This is a genomic window from Pseudomonas sp. SIMBA_067, from assembly GCF_046534675.1.
Lineage (GTDB): Bacteria > Pseudomonadota > Gammaproteobacteria > Pseudomonadales > Pseudomonadaceae > Aquipseudomonas > Aquipseudomonas putida.
Window position 1 is genome coordinate 1 of sequence record NZ_JAWRYH010001180.1, and the last position, 242, is coordinate 242.

At 63.6% G+C, this 242-nt stretch carries 1 protein-coding gene; it reads left to right on the forward strand.

The genetic code is table 11. The features are described from left to right. Positions 1 to 242: ATP-binding cassette domain-containing protein (locus SB765_RS33010; protein WP_410932947.1), on the forward strand; the 242-nt coding region annotated here is incomplete at both ends.

A 242-nucleotide genomic window follows, 5' to 3' on the forward strand; every position in this document is an offset into this window, starting at 1 on the left:
TGATCCAGCAGATCGGCCTGTTCCCCAACATGACCATCGAGGAGAACATCACCGTGGTCCCGCGCCTGCTCGGCTGGGACAAGCAAAAATGCCACGAGCGTGCGCGCGAGCTGATGCACATGATCAAGCTGGAGCCCAAGCAGTACCTGCAGCGCTACCCGCGTGAACTGTCCGGTGGCCAGCAACAGCGCATCGGCGTGATCCGCGCGCTGGCAGCCGAGGCCCCGGTGCTGCTTATGGAC